We start from the raw sequence: 16,817 nt of genomic DNA on the forward strand, positions 1-16,817 counted from the left end.
CCACGCTCGGCCCGGTCACCACGGTCGGCGCGCTCGCCACGCTCGGCCCGGTCACCACGCTCGGCCCGCTCGCCACGCTCGGCCCGGTCGGCCGTCTCGGGGGCGGCCTCCTCGGTCCGGGTCTCGGCGGCACGGGTCTCGGCTGCGGCAGCTCGGCTGCGGCGGGTGCGGGTACGCCCCTCGGGCTCGGCGGCAGCCGGAGCGGCCGGCGCCTGCTCAGCAGGTCGCTCCGGGGTCTCCCGTACCTCGGCGTGGACCTCTTCACGGACCGGAACGGTCGCGGCCGCGACCCCGGCCCGCGGTCGAGGGGTGCCGGTGGCGGCGGCGCCACCCTGCTGCCGCTCGGTGATCGCGCTGATCAGCTCGCCCTTGCGCATGCGAGCCGTACCGGAGATGCCGAGCGACGCGGCCAGGCTCTGGAGCTCCGGCAGCAGCATCGCCGACAGGCCGGTACCGCTGCGCCGACGACGGGCAGGGGCGGCAGTGGTGGCATCGCCAGCGACGTTGGAAACATCCGACGTCACGTCGGTGGTGTCGCTCAATGGATTCCTTCCCTCGATAGGCCGGGACTGCCCGGAGTCGACAAGCTCAGGTGGCCGGGCGGCCTCGGTGCACCCGCCTCGCATGGACGCGTCGCGGGAGTCTGTGGCACAGCAGCCGGGCGGTCTCCCGACTCACCAACCTCGGTGAGCAGGTCTCGCCGTCTGCGGCGACCTGTGGAAACTGCGGTGCGGCGTGGGCCTTTGGCAGGGGTGACGGGCTGACCGCCGAGAGCTTCGGGGGTGCGCCGACCCGCAGGGAGATCGCATGCGTCGCGGCTGTGCTGAGTCTAGAGCGTAATCAACTCTTCCGACCTGCGGCAACAGGGCCCCGCTCGGCGTGTCCCAGTCTACCCCGCGCGACGGTCGCACCGCTCGCCTCTATCGCCAACCGCCAGACCTGCCATTCTGTTCCCGGCGCGAAGTCGGCGGGCGGTTCGGTCAGGGCCAGCACGGTCGGCCCCGCCCCACTGACCACGGCCGCCACACCCGCCGCACGCAGGGCCGCGACCAGGGCCGCCGTCTGCGGCATGCCGGGGGCGCGATAATCCTGGTGCAGCCGGTCGACAGTGGCCGGCAGCAGCAGCGCCGGCGCGGCGGTCAGGGCGTGCACCAGCAGGGCGGCCCGGCCGGCGTTCACCGCGGCGTCGGCGTGCGGGACGGTGGGCGGGAGCGCCGCCCGCGCCGTCTCGGTGAGACCGTGCTCGGCCGGGACGAAGACGGTGGGCCGGATCCCCTCGGCGACGGGCAGCGAGACCGCGCCGGCCCCGGACGGCTCCGTCCAGGCGATCGTGAAACCGCCCAGCAGGCAGGGGGCCACGTTGTCCGGATGGCCCTCGATCTCGGCCGCCAGCCGCAGCGCCCCGGCGTCGTCGAGCCGCTCGACGCCGTCGGTCACCAACGCCCGGGCCAGCAGCACCCCGGCCACGATCGCCGCCGAGGAGGAACCCAGCCCGCGCGCCTGCGGGATCCGGTTGACGCACTCCAGCGCCAGCCCGGCCGGTTGCCCGCCGAGCACGTCGAAGGTACGGCGCATCGACCGGGCCACCAGGTGCCGGTCGTCCCCCGGCAGCTCACCGGCGCCCTCGCCGCGCACCACCACGCGTACGCCCCCGGAGGTCACCTCCGCCGCCACGTCGTCGTGCAGCCCGAGGGCGAGACCGAGGGCGTCGAAGCCCGGCCCGAGGTTGGCGCTGGTGGCGGGAACCCGGACCCGGACCGGCCCGGCGGCGAAAGTCAACGGCACCGGCTCATGCTAGGGCCCCGGGCCGCCGTCGCGGAGCGTCGCCCGGACCGTGGGACTTGATCGTCACGGCTAGCCTGGCCCCCGACATCGGCAGGCGGAGGCGGCATGCAGCGGTACGGTTTCTCGATCCTGACTCTCCTCATGGAGTTGCCCACCGTCGCGGTGCTCGTGACCGCCCTGGTGCTGGCCGCGACCCGCCGTGACCGGCTGCCGCGCCGGGCCCGGGTGCTGTTGTCGTACGGCACGCTCGTGCTGCTGGGGGCCGGGCTGGTCTCCCTGCTCTGGAGCCTCGCCTTTCCGCATGTGGTCGGCACCGACTGGATGCGCGAGGACGGCTACCAGCGAATCAGAATGATCAGCTACCTGGTGACCGCGGTGACCTCGGTGGGTTACCCGATCGGTATCGGGCTGCTGGTCGGCGCGGTGTTCGCCGGTCGCAGGCCCACCGCCGCGCCCGCCAACCCCTGGGGCTCATGGACCCCGTCGGCGTCCGCCGCGGTGCCCTCCGCCACGCCGGGCGCGGCCGGCCCCACGCCGCCCACCACCCAGTGGGGCGCCACCGACCTGCCGTCGCCCGCCCCTGACCGGGACTGACGCCGCCGGATCAGGTCGTCGCCGTCGGCTGCGGTTCGACGGTCGGCTCGGAGAGCGAGAGACGGCGGGTGGCGATCCGCCAGCCCACCGCGTACACCAGGGTCACCAGGCCGCAGCCGGCCAGCACCACCCGCTCGTCGACCACGTCCACCACCGAGGCGACCACGAGCTGGCTGACCGAGATGGCCAGCGTCGCCAGCATCATGTCGGTGGCGAAGACCCGGCCACGCAGCCGGTCCGGCACCTCGCCCTGGAGGGCGAAGTTGGAGAGCACCCAGTTGCTGCCACCACCGAAGTGGGCGACGAAGACCAGCAGCAGCACCAGTGGGAACCAGCCGGCCACCGAAGCGCCCAGGTAGGACAGGCCGTACAGGGACATCGACACCGCCAGGCCGGGCAGCAGCCAGGCCCGGTTGGTGAGTACCCGACGCATCAGGATCGGCCCGACCAGCGCCCCCGCGCCCCGGGCGGCGAAGAGCAGGCCGGTGCCGACGGAACCCGCCCCGTACACGGCGGCGAGCAGCGGGAAGACGGTGAGCACGCCGTTGCCCAGGCCGACCGCCGACTTCACCGTGACCAGCGCGAGCACCCGGGGGCGGTGCCCGATGTGACCGAGGGCCTCCCGGATCGCCGCCCAGGTGCGCGGCATCGGCCGGTCGGCCTCGCGGGATGCCTGCAACGGCCGGCGGATCAACGCGGCCAGGCCCGCCGCCAGCGCCAGGCCGACCGCGGCCACCCAGAAGCTGGTGTACGGCCCGGTGGCCGCGCTGAGCACGCCGCCGAGCGAGGCGCCGACCACGGTCATCGTGCCCCATGCCGAGCCGGCGACCGCGTTGCCGGCGGCCAGTTCCTCCGGATCGAGCACATTGGGCAGGGCGGCCTGGGCGGCGGGCGAGTAGAACGCCTTGGCGACCGCCATCACGGCGATGCCCGCCATCGCCAGCCAGGCGGTGCCGGCGTCGCGGACGCCGAGCAGGAGCAGCACGCCGGCCAGGGCGGCCAGGTTCGCCGCCATCATGATCTTCTTGCGGTCGAAGCGGTCCGCGATCGTGCCCGTGTACGGCAGCAGCAGCGCCACGACACCGGTGTCCAGAGCCAGCACGAGGGCGCCCCAGACGCCGCTGCCGGTCAACTCGGGCAGCAGCACGAGCAGCGGCACCATGACGAACCAGTCGGCCCCGAAGACCACCAGCTCGGCCAGGAAGAGGTTGCGGAAGTCCCGGTTACGGGTCAGGACCGAGAGGGTGGAGGACACGTGCCGAAACCCTACCCCGCCGGTCACCGCTCGACCCTCCTGCTCGAGCAGCGGCCGACGGTGCGGTCCCGCTCGCGCAGCCCGTGGACGCGCTGTCCGGCCGCCGGACGCACGCGCCCCCGGCCGGTCGTACCGGTCCGGGGGCGCGTCACGGCGCTCGGGGCTACTCCGTCGGGGGCAGCGGCGACTTGCGGCTCTTCGGCAGGCGCAGCACCTCGAACTGGTCGGTGCCGTCCACCAGCGCCGCCGAGGGCGTCGGCCGGGCCGGGGGCGGCGCGTCCGGCGCACCGTCGGCGGCGCCGGCACCCACCGGGACCGGGACCGCGGCGGGGGCCTCGACCCCGGCGGTGGCCTGCGGACCCGGCGCCGACCCGCCGGAGCGCCCGGCGCGGCGCTCCCGCAGCGACTCCTTGGTCCGCTCCACCATCGTGTAGAGCGTCGGCACCAGGACCAGGGTCAGCAGCGTGGAGCTGAGCAGACCGCCGATCACCACCACCGCGAGCGGCTGGGAGATGAACCCGCCCTGACCGGTCAGCCCGAGGGCCATCGGCAACAGCGCGAAGATGGTGGCGATCGCGGTCATCAGGATCGGCCGCAGCCGACGCCGGCCGCCCTCGACCACCGCCTCGGTCACGCCCATCCCCTGCGCCCGGTACTGGTTGACCAGGTCGAGCAGCACGATCGCGTTGGTCACCACGATGCCGACCAGCATCAGCACACCGATCAGCGCCGGCACGCCGAGCGGGGTGCCGGTGGCCAGCAGCAGGCCGATCGCGCCGGTCGCGGCGAACGGGATGGAGATCAGCAGGATCAGCGCCTGGGTGATGCTGCGGAAGGTCGCCACCATGATCAGGAAGACGATGGCGATCGCCGCGAGCACGGCCAGCCCCAGGTCGGCGAAGGCCTCCTGCTGGTCGGCGCTGGCGCCGCCGACGGTGACGGTCGCGCCCGGCACGTCGATCGCGTCCAGCCGCTTCTTCAGCTCGTCGGTGGTCGCGCCGAGGTTCGAGCCGGTGGCCGAGCCGGTCACCGAGACGCTGCGCGCACCGTCGATCCGGGTGACCTGCTGCGGCCCGGTGCCCTCGGTGACATCGGCGACGGCGTCCAGCGTGACCGGGCCGACCCGCAGCGCACGCAGCTGCTCCACGGTCAGCGGCGGGGTGGCCGCCGTACGCAGGACCACGTCCTGCTGACCACCGTCGAGCGTCACCTGCCCGAGCGGGGTGCCCCGGTACGCCTGGGCCACGAGCTGCCCGACCGCCGCCTCGCTCAACCCGGCCTGGGCCGCGGCGAGCCGGTCGACCACCACGTCGACCCGCGGCACCCGAGTCGCCAGGCTGGACTGCACGTCATCGACGCCGGGCGTGCCCTCCATCGCCGCGCGGGCGGCGTCGGCGGCCCGGGTCAGCGTCTCCTGGTCGGCGGCCTGGACGACCACCTCCAGCTTGTCGCCCTGCCCCTGCCCGAAGGTCAGCTCACCGACCTGGTCGCCGAGGGGTGCGAACTGCTTCCGGAGGACCTCCTTCATCTCCTTGGCGTCGGTGCCGTCGCCCAGCGCCAGCGACCAGCGGGCGAGGTTGTTGCCGCTGTCGCCCTCCCACGGCCGGTCGCTGCCGCCCACCGTCACCTGGTACGTCTCGACGCCGTCGGTGCGGGCCAGCACCTCCTCGACCGTGCGGGCGGCCTGGTCGGTGGCGGCCAGACCGGCGCCGGCCGGCAGCTCCTGGGTCATGGTGAGGGTGTCCTGGCCGGAGTCGTCGAGGAAGTTCGTCTCCAGCTGCCGGGAGAGGCCGAAGGTGCCGAGCAGCACCAGCAGCCCCACCGCCACGGTGATCCAGCGGGTCGCCCGGGACCGGATGGCGAACCCGATCGCCGGCAGGTACGCCCGCTGCAACGGGCTGCGCAGCTCCTTGGCCTCGGCGACCCGGCGCACCTCGGCGTCGTCCGCGCCGGTGCGGGGCTTCAGGAACCAGTACGCCAGCACCGGGATCACGGTCAGCGAGACCAGCAGCGACGCGAGCAGGGCCACCGTCACGGTGATCGCGAAGGGCGCGAAGAGCTGCCCGACGAAGCCACCCACCAGCGCGATCGGCGCGAACACGGCGACCGTGGTGAGGGTGGACGCGGTCACCGCGCCGGCCACCTCGCGGACCGCGGTGACGATCGCGTCCCGCTTCGGCTCGCCGTACTCCAGGTGGCGTTTGATGTTCTCCAGCACCACGATCGAGTCGTCGACCACCCGGCCGACCGCGATGGTGAGCGCGCCGAGGGTGAGCAGGTTGAGCGAGTAGTCGCCGATCCAGAGCGCGATCAGCGCCACCACCACCGACAGCGGGATGGAGACCGCGGTGACCACCGTGGAGCGCACCGACAGCAGGAAGACCAGGATCACCACCACGGCCATCACCAGGCCGAGCAGGCCCTCGGTGGTGAGGCTCTCGATCGACTTCTCCACGAAAGGGGCCTGGTCGAAGACGACGGTCAGCTCGGTGCCCGACTCGGCACGCAGGTCGGCCAGCCGGTCGCGGATCTCGTGGGAGATGCGGACCGCGTTGCCGTCCAGGGTGGCGGTGACCTCGACGCCGATGCTCTCCTTGCCGTTGGTCCGGGTGATCGCGTTGGCCGGGGCGGTCTGCTGTTCCACCGTCGCCACGTCGCCGAGGCGGACCGGGGGCGCCTTCGGCGCGGTCGGGGTCAGCACGATGCCGCGCAGCTCGTCCAGGGTGGTGACCGGGGCGCCGACCTGCACCGGGAGGGCCCGGGTGCCGTCGGTGACCGCCCCGGCGGGGACCGAGACGCCGTTGGTCTTGAGCGCCGTGCCGATCGCGGTGGGAGCGAGCCGGGCGGCGGCGAACTTCGCCGGGTCCGGGGTGATCGTCACGACCTGGTCGCGGGTCCCGGTCACGGCGACCGTGCGGACGCCGTCGATCCCCTCCAACTCGGGTACGACGGTGGCGCGCAGCTTCTCCGCCAGCGCCTGCTCGTCGCCGCCGCCGCTCGCGGCGAGCACCACCGCCGGCAGGTCGTCCGTGCTGCCGGTCAGCACCTGCGGGTCGACGCCCTCGGGCAGCTGTGCCTGGATCCGGCCCAGCGCGGTCTGCATCTTGTTGGCCGCGTCGTCGGTGTCGGTGCCGAAGGTGAACTCGACGGCGACCGTGGCCGAGCCCTCACGCGAGGTGGAGGTGACCTTCTCCAGCCCGGGCAGGCCCCGGAGGCTGTTCTCGATCGGCTCGGTGACCTGGGACTCGACGATCTCGGGGCCGGCACCGGGGTAGACGGCGACGACGAACGCCCCCGGGAACTCCAGGGACGGCAGGAGCTGCTGCTTGAGCGAGGGCACCGCGAACGCCCCGAACAGCGCGGTGACCACCGCGATCAGGGCGACGAGACCCCGGTTGGCGAGACTGGATCTGGCGAGCAACGACATCGGCGTGACTCACTCCTGGGAAGGCGACGACGAGTACGCAAAGTCTGCCCGACCGCCACTCCCCCACCCGCCCCCACCCCCGTACCCACCCTCCCACCCCATCCCACCACCCCATCCCGCCACCCCATCCCCCCTCAGGCGCCGTCGATCATGAAGTTACTGCCCCCGGAAAGCGCGCTCCGAGGCAGTAACTTCATGATCAACCCTCAGGCGGGGGTGGGGGTGGGGGTGGGGGGTCAGGTCAGGTCTAGGGAGCGGGCGGCGGCGAGGGGGTCGTTGGCGATGGTTATCGGGGAGGGAGCCGTGGAGATGGCCCACTCCGGGTCCTTGAGGCCGTGACCGGTGACCGTGCAGACGACCGTGGAGCCGGCCGGGATCCGGCCCGCCGCGCCCTGCTGGAGCAGGCCGGCGACGCTCGCCGCGCTGCCCAGCTCGACGAAGACCCCCACCTCACGGGCGAGCAGCCGGTACGCCGACAGGATCTCGCGGTCGGTGACCGCCGCGATCAGCCCCTGCGAGGCGTCCCGGGCGTCGACCGCCTTCGTCCAGCTGGCCGGGTTGCCGATCCGGATCGCGGTGGCGATGGTGGACGGCTCCGGCACCACCTGGCCGGTGACGATCGGGGCCGCCCCGGCGGCCTGGAAGCCGTACATCCTCGGGGCCCGGGTGGCGTTGCCCGCCGCCAAATCCTCCGAGTAGCCCATCCAGTAGGCGGAGACGTTGCCGGCGTTGCCGACCGGCAGGCAGTGGATGTCCGGGGCGTCGCCGAGCGCCTCGACGATCTCGAAGGCGGCGGTCTTCTGCCCGTGCAGCCGGTCCGGGTTGACGGAGTTGACCAGGGCCACCGGGTAGTCCTGGGCGAGCTTCGAGGCGAGCGCGAGGCAGTCGTCGAAGTTGCCCTGCACCTGGAGCAGTTTCGCGCCGTGCACCAGCGCCTGGGCCAGCTTGCCCAGCGCGATCTTGCCCTGCGGCACCAGCACCGCGCAGGTGATCCCGGCGCGGGCCGCGTACGCCGCGGCGGAGGCGCTGGTGTTGCCGGTGGACGCGCAGATGATCGCCTTGTCACCCGCCTCGACCGCCTTGGAGACCGCGACCGTCATGCCCCGGTCCTTGAACGAGCCGGTCGGGTTGGCTCCCTCGACCTTCAGCCAGACGTCGGCGCCGAGCCGGGCCGAGAGCACCGGCGCGGGCAGCAGCGGGGTGTTCCCCTCGTGCAGGGTGACGACGGGAGTCGCGTCGGTGACCGGCAGCCGGTCCCGGTACGTCTCGATCAGACCCCGCCACATGTCGCTCTCCTCGCCTTCGTCGCCCCGGGTCACGCCGGGCCCCTTCCCAGAGTGGACCAGCCGCCCGGACCGGCCGACGGCACACCCGCCCGTAACCACCAGGCGAGACGCCGTGCTACGCGCCGCCCTCGACCCGCAGCACGCTGGCCACCGACCGGACGATCTCCAGCCCGCGCAGCTCCCGCACGGTGGCGGCGAGCGCGGCGTCCGGGGCGACGTGGGTGACGATGACCAGCTCGGCGTCGGAGCCCCGACCGGCCGGGCCGCCGCCCGCCGGCCCCTGCCGGACGGTGGCGATGGAGACCTCGTGCCGGGCGAAGACCCCGGCCACCGCCTCCAGCACACCGGGACGGTCGGCCACGTCGAGGCTGATGTGGTAGCGGGTCAGCGCCTCCCCCATCGGCCGCACCGCCAGGTCGGCGTACGCGGACTCGCTGGCCGCGCGCGCCCCGGCGAGCCGGTTACGGGCCACCGCCACCACGTCGCCGAGCACCGCGCTGGCGGTCGGCGCGCCACCGGCGCCCCGACCGTAGAACATGAGCTGCCCGGCCGCCTCGGCCTCGACGAAGACCGCGTTGAACGCGTCGGAGACGCTGGCCAGGGGGTGGGTGAGCGGGATCATCGCCGGGTGCACCCGGACGCCGACGGTCTCCCGGCCCTCGGCGTCGGCGCCCCGGGCGGCGATGCAGAGCAGCTTGATGGTGCAGCCCATCGCCTTGGCGCTGGCCACATCCGCGGCGGTCACCTCGGTGATGCCCTCGCGGTGCACGTCGGCGGCGGTGACCCGGGTGTGGAAGGCGAGCGAGGCGAGGATGGCGGCCTTGGCGGCGGCGTCGAAGCCCTCGACGTCGGCCGTCGGGTCGGCCTCGGCGTACCCCAGCTCGGTGGCCTCCTCCAGCGCCTCGGCGAAGCCGGCGCCGGTGGCGTCCATGGCGGAGAGGATGAAGTTGGTGGTGCCGTTGACGATGCCGGTGACCCGGTTGATCCGGTCTCCGTGCAGCGACTCGCGCAGCGGACGCAGCAGCGGGATCGCCCCGGCCACGCTGGCCTCGTAGTAGAGGTCGGCGCCGCCCTCGGCGGCCGCGTCGTGCAGGGACGCGCCGTCCTCGGCGAGCAGCGCCTTGTTGGCGGTGACCACGCTCTTGCCGGCCCGCAGCGCCTCGACCAGCCAGCTCCGGGCCGGCTCGATGCCACCGACCACCTCGACCACGACGTCCACGTCCTCGCGCTTGATCAGCCCGAGCGGGTCGGTGGTGAAGAGCGCCGGGTCCACCGGCAGGTCGCCGCGGTCGCGCCCGACCCGGCGTACGGCGATGCCGGCGATCTCCAGCGGAGCGCCGATCCGGGCCGCGAGGTCGGCCGACTGCTCGTGCAGCAGCCGGACCACCTCGCTGCCCACGGTCCCGCAGCCGAGCAGCGCCAAACGCACAGGTGACGTCATCCCACATCCAAAGCGAGCAGGTCCTCTTCGGTTTCCCGCCGGACGATCAGCCGGGCCGCGCCCTCGCGCACCGCGACCACCGGGGGCCGGGGCACATGGTTGTAGTTGCTGGCCATGCTGCGGCAGTAGGCGCCCGTGCCGGGCACCGCCACAAGATCTCCGGGCTGCACGTCGGCGGGCAGGAATTCATCCTTCACCACGATGTCCCCGGACTCACAGTGCTTTCCCACCACGCGGGCGAGCCGCGGCTGGGCCGCCGAGGCCCGGTTGGCCACCGTCGCCGAGTACGAGGCGTCGTAGAGGGCGGTGCGGATGTTGTCGCTCATCCCCCCGTCCACGCTGACATAGGCACGACGGCCGTCGGCCGCATCACCGCCAGCGCCGATCGGCACGGACTTGACGGTGCCCACCTCGTACAGGGTGAAGACCGCGGGGCCGACGATGGCCCGGCCCGGCTCGATCGACAGGTGCGGCACGGCCAGCCGCTCGCTGGCACACTCCGAGTCGACGATCTTGCGCAGCCGCTTGGCCAGGTCCTGCGGGCTGGCCGGGTCGTCCTGCGTGGTGTACGCGATGCCGAATCCGCCGCCGAGGTCCAGCTCGGGCAGCTCCACCCCGCGCGCGTCGCGGATCTGCGCCTGCAGGGCGAGCACCCGGCGGGCGGAGACCTCGAAACCACTGGCGTCGAAGATCTGCGAGCCGATGTGCGAGTGCAGGCCGCGCAGGTCGAGCACGCCCTCGTCGAGGATCTTGAAAGCCGCCGCCGCGGCGGCCCCGCCCGCGAGGGAGAAACCGAACTTCTGGTCCTCGTGGGCGGTGGCGATGAACTCGTGGGTGTGCGCCTCGACGCCGACGGTGACCCGGATCAGCACGCCGGGGCGTACCCCGCGCTCGCGGGCGAGCGCGGTGAGCCGGTCGATCTCGGTGAACGAGTCGAGGATGATCCGCCCCACCCCGGCGTCCAGCGCCCGGGTCAGCTCCGCCACGGACTTGTTGTTGCCGTGGAAGCCGATCCGCTCGGGCGGCATCCCGGCAGAGAGCGCGGTGGCCAGCTCACCGCCGGTGCAGACGTCGAGGTGCAGGCCCTCCTCGGCGATCATCCGGACCACCGCGCGGCAGAGGAACGCCTTGCCGGCGTAGTAGACGTCCACGTCGCTGAAGGCGTCGCGGAAGTCGCGGCAGCGCGAGCGCAGGTCGTCCTCGTCGAGCACGTACACCGGGGTGCCGAACTCGGCGGCGATGTCGCGGACACCGAGGCCGGCGACGGTGAGCGCGCCGTCCGCGGCACGCGCGACGTTGCGCGGCCACAGCTGCGGCACCAGGGCGTTGACGTCGGCCGGGGGACGCAGCCACGCCGGCCCCCGGTGGCCGATGTCGCCGTGCAGGGCGCCTGCCTCGTGCGCGCGCATCAGCTGTCTCCGCTTCGCGACTGCGGGGCTCGCAAGCTCACTCCTCGGGCTCGCACGAGGTCACATCCTCTCCGGGGCGGAGACGCCGAGCAGCCGCAGGCCGTTGGCGATGACCACCCGGGTCGCGTCGTTGAGCCAGAGCCGGGCACGGTGCAGATCGGTGACCTCCTCCTCGCCGCGCGGCAGGATCCGGCAGTTGTCGTAGAACCGGTGGTACGCCCCGGCCAGGTCCTCCAGGTAGCGGGCCACCCGGTGCGGGCCCCGCAGCTCGGCCGCCGTGGCCACCACGTCGGGGAACTCGGCGAGCGCCTTGAGCAGCTCGTTCTCCTTCTCGTGCCCGAGCAGCTCGGCCCGGAAGTGCGCGCCGTCGCCCCGGTTCAGCCCGATCTCGGCGGCGTTGCGGCCGACGCTGGCGGTACGGGCCGCCACGTACTGCACGTAGTAGACCGGGTTGTCGCGGGTCGCCCTGGTCCACAGCTCGACGTCGATGTCGATCGGGGAGTCGCTGGAGTAGCGGGCCAGCGCGTACCGGGAGGCGTCCACGCCGATCGCGTCGACCAGGTCCTCCAGGGTGACCACGGTGCCGGCCCGCTTGCTCATCCGCACCGGGGCACCGTCGCGGACCAAGTTGACCAGCTGGCCGATGAGGATCTCCAGGTTGCGCTCCGGGTCGTCGCCGAAGCAGGCGGCCATCGCCTTCATCCGGCCGATGTAGCCGTGGTGGTCGGCGCCCAGCATGATCACGACCCGCTCGAAGCCGCGCTCGCGCTTGTCGAGGTAGTAGGCGCAGTCGGCGGCGAAGTAGGTCCACTCGCCGTTGGACTTGCGCAGCACCCGGTCCTTGTCGTCGCCGAAGTCGGTGGTGCGCAGCCAGGTCGCGCCCTCGGACTCGAAGACGTGGCCCTGCTCCCGCAGCCGGTTGAGGGCGAGGTCCAGCTCACCCCGGTCGTGCAGGTCCTTCTCGTTGAAGTACGTGTCGAACTCGACCCCGAAGCCGGCCAGCGAGGCCTTGATCTCGGCGAACATCAGCGCGACGCCCTCGACCCGGAAGACCTCCTGGGCCGCGGCGTCGGCCAGCTCCAGCACGTCGGGGCGGGTCCGCCGGACCGCCTCGGCGATCTCCGCGATGTACGCCCCGCCGTACCCGTCCTCGGGGGCGGGCTCGCCCTTGGCGGCGGCCAGCAGCGACCGGGCGAACCGGTCGATCTGGGAGCCGGCGTCGTTGAAGTAGTACTCCGTGCCGACCTGCGCGCCGGTGGCCCGCAGCAGCCGGCTGAGCGCGTCGCCGACGGCGGCCCAGCGGACCCCGCCGATGTGCACCGGGCCGGTCGGGTTGGCCGAGACGAACTCCAGGTTGATCTTCAGGCCGGCGAGCCGGTCGCTGCGGCCGTACTCCTCGCCGGCCTCGACGATCACCCGGGCGAGCTGGCCGGCGGCGGCCGCGTCGAGCCGGATGTTCAGGAAGCCGGGGCCGGCGATCTCCACCGACTTGACCCCGGCGGCCCGGCCGAGCTGCTCGGCCAGCGCGCTGGCCAGCTCGCGTGGCGGCACCCCCACCTTCTTGCTGAGCTGAAGCGCCAGCGTCGAGGCGTAGTCCCCGTGCTCGGGATTGCGCGGTCGCTCGACCGCGGTCTTCGCCGGGAGCGCGGCGGGGTCCAGCCCTCGCTCGGTGAAGACGGCGTGGGCTGCGGAGAGGACGACCTCGGCGAGTTCTGCGGGAGTCACCGAACCATGCTAGCGGGGGTAGACTCGGTCCCCGCGGCGGCGACCCAGCATGTGAACCCGGCCCGCCAGATCCCCTGACCGACCGACCTGACGAGGCACGATGAGCATCAGCACCCCGGGCGGCCCGGAGCGCCGCCCGACCGTGGTCAGCACCGGCAAGAAGCCGGCGGCAGGCCGGCCCGCGTCCGGCGCCAAGCCGGGGGCCGGCAAGTCGACGGGCACTCCCCGCCAGACGGCGGGCGGCAAGGGCCCCCGCAAGCCGATCACCCCGGTGAAGGTGAGCCAGGGCCGCTCCTGGGGCCCGATCGCGCTCTTCGTCGCCGTCGGCGTGCTCGCCGTGGCGATCGTCGGTGTGGCCGCCTGGGCGACCTTCCAGGGTTCCAAGCCGTGGGAGAAGCGGGCCGCCGGCATCGCCGGCGTCGTCGACTTCCGGGCGAAGGACGCCAAAATGGTCCAGGGCGGCCAGCACCAGCAGGGCCCGGTGAAGTACGACATCAACCCGCCGGTGGCCGGCGCCCACAACGCGGCCTGGCAGAACTGCATGGGTGACGTCTATGACGCCCCGATCGCCAGCGAGCACGCGGTGCACAGCCTGGAGCACGGCGCGGTCTGGATCACCTACCGCCCCGACCTGCCCGCCGACCAGGTGGCGAAGCTGCGCGAGAAGGTCCAGGGCAAGGAGAAGCTGATGCTCAGCCCGTTCGAGGGGCTGGACAAGCCGATCTCGCTGCAGGCCTGGGGTTACCAGCTCAAGGTCGACAACGCCGACGACGGCCGGATCGACGAGTTCATCAAGACGCTGCGGGTGAACGCCTCCGTCGAGGGCCCGAACGCCCTCTGCAGCCGTGGCATCACCGCCACCGGCACCACGCCGCGCGACGACCTCGGCAACCAGATGCCCGGCCAGCCCCAGTAAGGGATGACGATGACTGCACCCACGACGACGGAGGAGACCCCGGTCCCCGATCCCGGTGACCGGCGGCCGACCCGCCGCTTCGGCACCCTGGCGCTCGCGGCCGCCGTCGTGGTCGGCCTCCTGCTCGGGTACGCGGGCGGCCTGCTCACGCCGACGTTCACCCGCCCGGGTGACACCTCGGCGGAGGCGGGCTTCGCCCGGGACATGACCAGCCACCACGCCCAGGCCGTGGAAATGGGGCTGATCGCCTTCCAGCAGGGCACCGACTCCGAGGTACGCCAGGTCGGCGTCGACATCGCCACCGGCCAGCAGGGTGAGATCGGCACCATGCAGACCTGGCTGCGCTCCTGGGGGCTGGACCCGACCGGCTCCGAGCCGGCGATGGCCTGGATGCCGGACGGCAAGGCCGGCGTGCAGAACGGGCTGATGCCGGGCATGGCCACCCCGGACGAGATGGCGAAGCTGCGCGCCGCCCAGGGCACGGAGCTGGACCGGCTCTTCCTGCAGATGATGATCAAGCATCATCTGGGTGGGATCCACATGATCCAGGGCATCCTCGACGCCGGCGGCGAGGACGACGTGCTCAAGGTCGCCCAGACGATGAAGAACACCCAGCAGACCGACCTGGTCAACCTCCAGAACGCCCTCAAGCGCCTGGGCGGCTGACCGAGCCCTGCTGCACCACGAGGCCCGCGTACCGCTCCGGCGGACGCGGGCCTCGCCGCGTTCGGTGCGACCGAAGTCCGTTTAGCACTATCTGACCCATTGCGCTGGTTGGAGACTTTTCTACCCACATATCGTGACCAGTAGCGATTCGGGCTCGTTGCGCAGGACGTGGGGGTTGCACTGAGAGACGCGCGGCGTTCGGTCACCAGCTGGTGCCGACGCCACACCATCGGCGGTGACGGAGCGGTGGCAGCCGTCCGTCGCGGACACCGGCAGGGCGAGCCCGGAACGCTCAGCCGCGAACAGGAACTCGAACTGATCGACGTCCTGCGGGGCGTCCACCCCGACGCGTTCGGGCTGGACGAGGAGCTCTGGACGCGACAGAGCCTCACCACGCTGATCCAACGCCAGTTCGACCTGGCGATGGACGCCGGCACGGTCGGGGCGTACCTGCGGGCCTGGGGACTGGGTCCGCGGGAACCACGGGAGCGGGCCTGCGGGCTCTGTGTGGGCGCGGTCGAGCGCTGGGTACGCAGCGACTACCCGGCGATCACCCGGGCCGCCCAGGAACATTCCGCGGAGGTCTACTGGATCGGCCGGGTACGCCTGCGTGGCACCATGCCGGCCGCCGACGTGATCTCCGCGGTCTCCTCGCGGGGCCGGGTGCGGTTCATGGTGACCACGCCGAGCGTGGACCCGCCGCTCCCCCGCGAGTTCGTGCTGCGGCTCAGCGGCGCCGACGAGCGCACCGTGCACCTGATCGTCGACGGCTCGTGGCCCAAGAACGAGTGGCCCCGCCGGCTGCCCCGACGCATCGTCCTGCACCCGCTCCCCAGCTGCGGCCGCACCCTCCTCGCCGCCTGATACCCACCCCATCGGCCCCGGTGATCATGACGTTGGCCGCACTGGTGGCGATCCACCCCGCCGCCACCGTCATGATCACCGCAGGTCGTCGCGGGGGCGGGTGACACGGGTGGGCGTCGGGAGATACCGATTGGGTGATCGGGGAAGGGGTTTGCTACTCTTTCCGGGTCGCTGAGCCCCCGTAGCTCAGGGGATAGAGCACCGCCCTCCGGAGGCGGGGGCGCAGGTTCGAATCCTGCCGGGGGCACAGACACGAGAAGCCCGGGCCATCGGCCCGGGCTTCTCCGCATTCCCGACGGGTTCGGGAATGCGGAGAAGCCCGAAGAGGGCGCGGCCCGTTCCCCGACCGGCTGAACCGTCCCGCGATCCACCGCGGTCGCGGCGAACGGCGCTCCCGGCGGGCCGAAGAGTGCGAGCCCGGCGCGGCGCGAGCCGACGAGGCGCGGCGGGCGCCACCGTCACGCGCCGGATCAGCCGGCCTCGCGCCGGGCCCGGGCCCGGCGCTTCCCCTCGTGCATGGCCTGCACCCGGGCCACCGGGATGGCCCGGCCCTCGGTGACCAGGTCGGCCGGGAGTCGCTGCGGCGCCGGCATCGCCGCCGCCCACGGATCGCGGTCGGCCACCAGAGCGGGAACGGTCCGCACGGTGAAGTCGGCGGGGGTGACCGCGTCGAGGTCGTCCCAGGTCACCGGGAAGGAGACCGGCAGGCCGGGCCGCACCCGGGGGCTGTACGCGGCGACCACGGTCGCCCCGCCGGCCCGGGTCGGGTCGACGAAGACCCGGCCGCCCCGGTCCTCGCGGATGAAAGCGGTGGTGGCCAGCGCCGGGTCGAGCCGTTCGGTGTGCACGGCGAGCGCCCGGGTCGCGGCGGCCGCCTCCTCGGCGGTGGTCTCTCCGACCACGGGTACGAAGACGTGCAGCCCCTTCGCGCCGCTGGTCTTCACCGCCCCGGCCAGGCCCACGTCGGCCAGCGCCTGCCGGACCAACGCGGCCGTCCGGACGACCGGGCCGAACGCGTCCCCCTCCGGCGGGTCGAGATCGAGCACCAGGTGGGTGGGGTGCTCCGGCCGCGCCATCGTGGACAGCGTCGGGTGGTACTCGATCGCCCGCTGGTTGGCGAACCAGAGCAGGGTGCGCCGGTCGTCGCAGAGCGCGTACCACACCTGCCGGTGCGACGCCTCCGCCCACACCGAGGTGCGGCGCACCCACTCCGGCGTGTACTTCGGCAGGTTCTTCTGCATGAACGGGTCCTGACCGCGCAGCAGCCGGATCACCGACAGCGGCCGGTCGGCCAGCCCGGGCAGGATCCGCTCCCGGACCGCGTCCAGGTAGTCGACCAGGTCGCGCTTGGTGACGTCACCGCCGGCGAGCAGCGGCTGGTCCAGATTGGTCAGCCCGACCCCGTCCCGGGTCTCGTCCGCGTCCCCCATCCGACCACCCTCCCGGCCG

Annotated in this window: 13 protein-coding genes and 1 tRNA gene; 5 read left to right on the forward strand and 9 right to left on the reverse strand. The window is 73.2% G+C overall.

Annotated features, from left to right (window positions below):
• Together GA0070560_RS29245 and thrB are read right to left on the reverse strand one after the other, a co-directional pair.
• A partial coding sequence (locus tag GA0070560_RS29245) for a Rho termination factor N-terminal domain-containing protein (protein ID WP_245675297.1) occupies window positions 1-542 on the reverse strand: 542 nt, incomplete at its 3' end.
• A 298-nt stretch (window positions 543-840) separates the two neighbouring features.
• Window positions 841-1,785, reverse strand: a complete 945-nt coding sequence (gene thrB / locus GA0070560_RS00180) for a homoserine kinase (RefSeq protein WP_091289777.1) — start codon at window positions 1,783-1,785, stop codon at window positions 841-843.
• 105 nt (window positions 1,786-1,890) lie between these two features.
• On the opposite strand from thrB, the gene GA0070560_RS00185 reads away from it, so the two are divergent.
• Window positions 1,891-2,379: a hypothetical protein gene (locus GA0070560_RS00185; RefSeq protein ID WP_091289779.1), complete on the forward strand. Its 489-nt coding sequence runs from the start codon at window positions 1,891-1,893 to the stop codon at window positions 2,377-2,379.
• Window positions 2,380-2,389: 10 nt separating this feature from the next.
• On the opposite strand, the gene GA0070560_RS00190 is transcribed toward GA0070560_RS00185, so the two are convergent.
• From GA0070560_RS00190 to argS, 6 genes are all read right to left on the reverse strand, one after another.
• The gene (locus GA0070560_RS00190; RefSeq protein ID WP_091289781.1) at window positions 2,390-3,634 is read right to left on the reverse strand and encodes an MFS transporter; all 1,245 of its coding nucleotides are present in this window, start codon (window positions 3,632-3,634) and stop codon (window positions 2,390-2,392) included.
• Between the two features lie 163 nt (window positions 3,635-3,797).
• On the reverse strand, window positions 3,798-7,061 hold the full coding sequence (locus GA0070560_RS00195; protein ID WP_091289783.1) for an efflux RND transporter permease subunit: 3,264 nt from the start codon (window positions 7,059-7,061) through the stop codon (window positions 3,798-3,800).
• Between the two features lie 236 nt (window positions 7,062-7,297).
• A complete protein-coding gene (thrC, locus tag GA0070560_RS00200) occupies window positions 7,298-8,347 on the reverse strand; it encodes a threonine synthase (protein WP_091289786.1) in 1,050 nt (349 codons plus the stop codon).
• Window positions 8,348-8,462: 115 nt separating this feature from the next.
• Window positions 8,463-9,776, reverse strand: coding sequence for a homoserine dehydrogenase (locus GA0070560_RS00205; RefSeq protein WP_170839248.1), 1,314 nt, complete (start codon window positions 9,774-9,776; stop codon window positions 8,463-8,465).
• Between the two features lie 8 nt (window positions 9,777-9,784).
• Window positions 9,785-11,197 (reverse strand): diaminopimelate decarboxylase, encoded by a 1,413-nt coding sequence (gene lysA, locus GA0070560_RS00210; protein WP_091289790.1) that lies wholly within the window; start codon window positions 11,195-11,197, stop codon window positions 9,785-9,787.
• Between the two features lie 60 nt (window positions 11,198-11,257).
• Window positions 11,258-12,922, reverse strand: a complete 1,665-nt coding sequence (gene argS, locus GA0070560_RS00215; RefSeq protein WP_091289792.1) for an arginine--tRNA ligase — start codon at window positions 12,920-12,922, stop codon at window positions 11,258-11,260.
• Window positions 12,923-13,022: 100 nt separating this feature from the next.
• Between argS and GA0070560_RS00220 the strand changes: the two genes are divergently transcribed.
• The 4 genes from GA0070560_RS00220 (at window position 13,023) to GA0070560_RS00235 (ending at window position 15,615) form a co-directional block, all read left to right on the forward strand.
• Entirely contained in the window at window positions 13,023-13,838 is an 816-nt protein-coding gene (locus GA0070560_RS00220; protein WP_091289794.1) for a thioredoxin-like domain-containing protein, read from the forward strand.
• Window positions 13,839-13,847: 9 nt separating this feature from the next.
• Window positions 13,848-14,504, forward strand: a complete 657-nt coding sequence (locus GA0070560_RS00225) for a DUF305 domain-containing protein (RefSeq protein WP_091289796.1) — start codon at window positions 13,848-13,850, stop codon at window positions 14,502-14,504.
• A 168-nt stretch (window positions 14,505-14,672) separates the two neighbouring features.
• The gene (locus GA0070560_RS00230; protein ID WP_091289799.1) at window positions 14,673-15,368 is read left to right on the forward strand and encodes a winged helix-turn-helix domain-containing protein; all 696 of its coding nucleotides are present in this window, start codon (window positions 14,673-14,675) and stop codon (window positions 15,366-15,368) included.
• A 175-nt stretch (window positions 15,369-15,543) separates the two neighbouring features.
• Window positions 15,544-15,615, forward strand: a tRNA-Arg gene (locus GA0070560_RS00235).
• A 223-nt stretch (window positions 15,616-15,838) separates the two neighbouring features.
• Here GA0070560_RS00235 and ligD read toward each other — a convergent pair.
• A complete protein-coding gene (gene ligD / locus GA0070560_RS00240; RefSeq protein ID WP_091289801.1) occupies window positions 15,839-16,798 on the reverse strand; it encodes a non-homologous end-joining DNA ligase in 960 nt (319 codons plus the stop codon).
• Window positions 16,799-16,817 lie beyond the last annotated feature (19 nt).

The organism is Micromonospora halophytica, from assembly GCF_900090245.1.
In the GTDB taxonomy this organism is placed as follows: Bacteria; Actinomycetota; Actinomycetes; order Mycobacteriales; family Micromonosporaceae; genus Micromonospora; species Micromonospora halophytica.

What these genes read in the sequence shown, in the direction of transcription:
- thrC (WP_091289786.1), bottom strand. Translation starts at nt 8,347, where the DNA reads ATGTGGCGGGGTCTGATCGAGACGTACCGGGACCGGCTGCCGGTCACC.
- GA0070560_RS00195 (WP_091289783.1), bottom strand. Translation starts at nt 7,061, where the DNA reads ATGTCGTTGCTCGCCAGATCCAGTCTCGCCAACCGGGGTCTCGTCGCC.
- GA0070560_RS00225 (WP_091289796.1), top strand. Translation starts at nt 13,848, where the DNA reads ATGACTGCACCCACGACGACGGAGGAGACCCCGGTCCCCGATCCCGGT.
- GA0070560_RS00185 (WP_091289779.1), top strand. Translation starts at nt 1,891, where the DNA reads ATGCAGCGGTACGGTTTCTCGATCCTGACTCTCCTCATGGAGTTGCCC.
- GA0070560_RS00220 (WP_091289794.1), top strand. Translation starts at nt 13,023, where the DNA reads ATGAGCATCAGCACCCCGGGCGGCCCGGAGCGCCGCCCGACCGTGGTC.
- ligD (WP_091289801.1), bottom strand. Translation starts at nt 16,798, where the DNA reads ATGGGGGACGCGGACGAGACCCGGGACGGGGTCGGGCTGACCAATCTG.
- lysA (WP_091289790.1), bottom strand. Translation starts at nt 11,197, where the DNA reads ATGCGCGCGCACGAGGCAGGCGCCCTGCACGGCGACATCGGCCACCGG.